Consider the following 4,006-nt stretch of genomic DNA (forward strand, 5'->3'; position numbering starts at 1 on the left):
AGGGCGGCGCAGCCCGCGGTGCCCGGCAGCAGCGGACGGACCTGGGCGGCGTCGCGCGCATTGTCGAGCAGGACCAGGACGCGGCGCCCGTCGAGCGTGGAGCGGTACAGCGCGGCCCGCTCGGCGGCCGTGTCCGGAATGGCCGTGTCGGGGGTGCCCAGGGCCCGCAGGAAGGAACCCAGAACCGCGACGGGTTCGGCGGGCCGCGGCTCGGTGCCCTGGAGGTCGACGTACAGCTGCCCGTCGGGGAAGTGTGGGCGGGCGGCGTGCGCCACGTGCACGGCGAGGGTGGTCTTGCCGACGCCGCCGATGCCGGCGAGCGCGGAGACCGCCATGACCTGGCCCTCCGCACCGGCCAGGATCTCTCCGAGTTCGTTGACGAAGGTGGTGCGTCCGGTGAAGTCGGGGACGGTGGCGGGCAATTGTGCGGGCCTCACGTGTACGGGTGCGGCGGCCGGGGCCGGGTCTTCGGCGCAAGCGAGTTCGGCGTCGGCGTTCAGGATGCGCTGCTGGAGGGAGGCCAGCTCGGGTCGGGGATCGACGCCGAGTTCGTCGGCGAGGAGCCGGCGCGTGTCGGCGTACACGGCGAGCGCCTCGGCCTGCCGCCCGCTGCGGTACAGGGCGAGCATGAGGAGCTCGCGCAGCCGCTCGCGCAGCGGGTGGGCGGCGGTCAGGGCGGTGAGCTCGGAGACGGCCTCGGCGTGGTGGCCGACCTCCAGGTCGAGGTCGAGGCGTGCCTCCAGCAGTTGGAGGCGCCATTCGGCGAGCCGGGTGCGCTCGGTCTCGGCGTGCGGGCCGGGGACCCCGGCAAGGGGTTCGCCGTCCCACAGGTCCAGGGCGCGGGCCAGCAGCGTACGGGCGAGGGCGCGATCGCCCGCGGCGCGGGCCTTCTCGGCGTCGGCTGCGAGGCTCCGGGCGACGCCGAGGTCGAGGGTGCCGGTGGGGGTGTGGATGGCGTAGCCGCCGGACTCGGTGATGAGCGTGCCGGGCGCGAGGACCTTGCGAAGGCGGGAGGCGTACGTACGGATGGTGGCGAGGGCCTGCTGCGGCGGGTCCTCGCCCCAGATGGCGTCGATCAGCTCGGGCGCGGTGGCGGTACGGCCGTGGCGCAGCAGGAGCACGGCGAGCAGCGCGCGCTGCTGGGGCGTGCCGGAGGGGAGTGCCTCGCTGCCGCGCCAGGCGCGGATCGGGCCGAGCACGGCGAAGCGGCTGCCTCCGGCGGCGGCCCCGGCCCCGGCTTCAGCCGCTGGCGCGGGCCCGGCCGCACCGACTGCGGGTGCCTCGGGTGCGGCTGGCGTTGCGGCCCCGGGCGTTGCGGCTGCGGGTGCCTCGGGGGCGGGCGTCGCGGGTGCGGGCGTGGCAGGCGTGGGTGCGGGTGTGGGTGTGGGCACTGCGTGGGGCCCGGGGGCGGCTTGGGCGGCCCCGGGGGTGCGCCGGGCTGCCTCGGGGTGGTTCCGCTGCTGCGGGATGGCCGGTATGCCGTCCATCTGTGGTCCCCCCTGCCTTCCGTCGGTGTAAGGGTCAGTCTGCCCTGTCTTGCGCGTACCCGTCAGCCCGTGTCGGACCGATCACCCGTCAACTAGCTGACGGTTCGTCAGATTGACGCTACCGTGGAGAGCATGGAGACCTTCCCGAAGATCATCTCGGTGGACGACCACACGGTTGAGCCCCCCCACGTCTGGCGGGAACGGCTCCCGTCCAAATACCAGGACACCGGCCCCCGGATCGTCCGCGCCCCCTTGAAGGAAATGACCTTCCTCGGAGGCAAGTTCGCCCCGGTGATGGGCGCCAAGGGCGACGACGGGCCGATCGGTGACTGGTGGGTCTACGAAGATCTGCACCGCCCCCTCACCCGACTCGACACCGCCGTCGGCTACGACCGCGACGAGATCAGGCTGGAGGTGATCACGTACGAGCAGATGCGTCCGGGTTCCTTCTCGGTTCCCGACCGCCTCGCGGACATGGACGTCAACCACGTCCAATCGGCGCTCTGCTTCCCGACCTTCCCCCGCTTCTGCGGCCAGACCTTCACCGAAGCCAAGGACCGCGAGCTCGGCCTGCTGGGCGTGCGGGCGTACAACGACTGGATGGTGGAGGAGTGGTGCGGCCCCGAGGCGCACGGCCGACTCATCCCGCTCACCCTGATCCCCCTGTGGGACGCCCGACTGGCCGCCGCCGAGGTCCGCCGCAACGCGGCGCGGGGCGTGCGCGCGGTCGCCTTCTCCGAAATACCCCCGCACCTGGGCCTGCCGTCGATCCACACCGACGAGTGGGACCCCTTCCTCGAAGCGTGCAACGAGACCGGCACGGTCATCGCCATGCACATCGGTTCCTCGTCGAGGATGCCGTCCACCTCGGCGGACGCCCCGCCCGCGGTCGGCTCCACCATCACCTTCGCCAACTGCTGCTTCTCGATGGTCGACTGGCTGATGAGCGGCAAGTTCGAACGCTTCCCCAACCTGAAGATCATGTACGCGGAGGGGCAGATCGGCTGGATCCCGTACATCCTCGAACGCGCGAACGTGGTGTGGGAGGAGAACCGCGGCTGGGGCGGGGTCGCGGAGAAGGTGCTGCGCCCGCCGTCGGAGCTCTTCGCCGAGCACGTCTTCGGATGCTTCTTCGACGACGCCTTCGGGCTCAAGAACCTGGACTCCATCGGGGTGGCCAACGTCCTGTACGAGACGGACTACCCGCATTCCGACTCCACCTGGCCCAAGTCCCGCGAGGTGGGCGAGGCCCAGATGGGTCACCTCGCACCCGACGTGGTGGACCGCATCGTGCGCGGCAACGCGATCGACCTGCTGGGGCTGACGCCCGAAGGGCTGTGGTCGGGGGCGTGAAGCCGCGCAGCGGTCGCCGGACGGGTCGGACGCCGACCACGTGCACTCGGCTGCCGCAGAGCCTGGTCATGTCGTCGACATCGTCGACGGTCCGGTTTGGCCGGCCCGCCCCTTGCGGCAGAGGGGCCACCAAGGCATGCTTCGCCAGAGCAAAGCTGGAGGGGCGACTGTGGTGGACAAGCGGACCGTGGTGACCGGGGTGTTGTGCGCGGTGGCGGCGCTGGGCGCGTCCGCTGCCATGACGAAGGTGGTGCCGGCCTCGGATGGCCGACCGGAGACACGCGTCAAGGCGGCTGCCCCGGCGACGGCCTCACCGAACCCGACTTCGCGTTCGCAAGCGGCCAAGCAGCCCCAGCTGTCCACCACCGGGACGCCCAAGCCGGGTAGTCCTGCGGCCTTCACCGGGGCGCTGTTCGAGGGCGGCGTACAAGGGGACCACTTCTGCACCGCCACCGTGGTGCACAGCCCGGGCCGGAACATGATCGTCACCGCCGGGCACTGCCTGCTCTCCGGGAAGGTCAACGGTGGAGGGGCGGTCTTCGCACCCGCGTACGCCGACGGCAACGCCCCGTACGGCGCCTGGAAGATCGAGGAGGTCTTCGAGGACCCCCGCTGGGCCGACGACTCGGACGACGACTACGACCTCGCCTTCGCCCGCCTCGCGCCGGACGCGGCGGGCCGCACCATCGAGGACGTCACGGGCGCCGCGGCCCTGGACACCACGGGCCGCTCGGGCGAGGAGATCACCGTCACCGGCTACCCGGCGGACCGCAAGGTCCCGCGTACGTGCACGGCGTCGGCGATCCGCGAGACCCCGACGGAGCAGCGCTTCGACTGCGCGGACTTCCCGGGCGGCACGAGCGGCAGCGCCTGGCTCGCCCGCGACGGCAAGATCATCGGAATCCTGACGGGCGGCGACACGGACGACGTCTCGACGAGCACGATCCTGGGCGAGTACGCGGCGACGCTGTACGCGAAGGCGACAACGGCGGGGGTGAACAACAGTCGCATTTTTCATCAGTAGTTATCTGCCTTCATCAGCTTTTATCCTGATGGCGTGAAGCTTTCCGAGTGGGCGGCGCGCAACGGTGTGCACTACCAGACCGCGTGGGCCTGGGCGAAGGAGGGCCGTATGCCGGTCCCTGTCGTGCAGACACCGTCCGGTA

At 71.6% G+C, this 4,006-nt stretch carries 3 protein-coding genes; 2 read left to right on the plus strand and 1 reads right to left on the minus strand.

Translation table 11 applies throughout. The features are described from left to right. Positions 1–1,487: BTAD domain-containing putative transcriptional regulator (locus ABZZ20_RS36595; RefSeq protein ID WP_356877335.1), on the minus strand; the 1,487-nt coding region annotated here is incomplete at its 3' end. Between the two features lie 132 nt (positions 1,488–1,619). On the opposite strand from ABZZ20_RS36595, the gene ABZZ20_RS36600 reads away from it, so the two are divergent. Together ABZZ20_RS36600 and ABZZ20_RS36605 are read left to right on the plus strand one after the other, a co-directional pair. Further along, entirely contained in the window at positions 1,620–2,840 is a 1,221-nt protein-coding gene (locus ABZZ20_RS36600) for an amidohydrolase family protein (protein ID WP_356877337.1), read from the plus strand. 172 nt (positions 2,841–3,012) lie between these two features. Beyond that, positions 3,013–3,864 carry a trypsin-like serine protease gene (locus tag ABZZ20_RS36605; protein ID WP_356877339.1) on the plus strand — a complete coding sequence of 284 codons (852 nt, stop codon included), beginning with the start codon at positions 3,013–3,015 and terminating at the stop codon, positions 3,862–3,864. Positions 3,865–4,006: the final 142 nt, after the last annotated feature.

It is taken from the genome of Streptomyces sp. NPDC006430, assembly GCF_040612395.1.
Classification (GTDB): domain Bacteria; phylum Actinomycetota; class Actinomycetes; order Streptomycetales; family Streptomycetaceae; genus Streptomyces.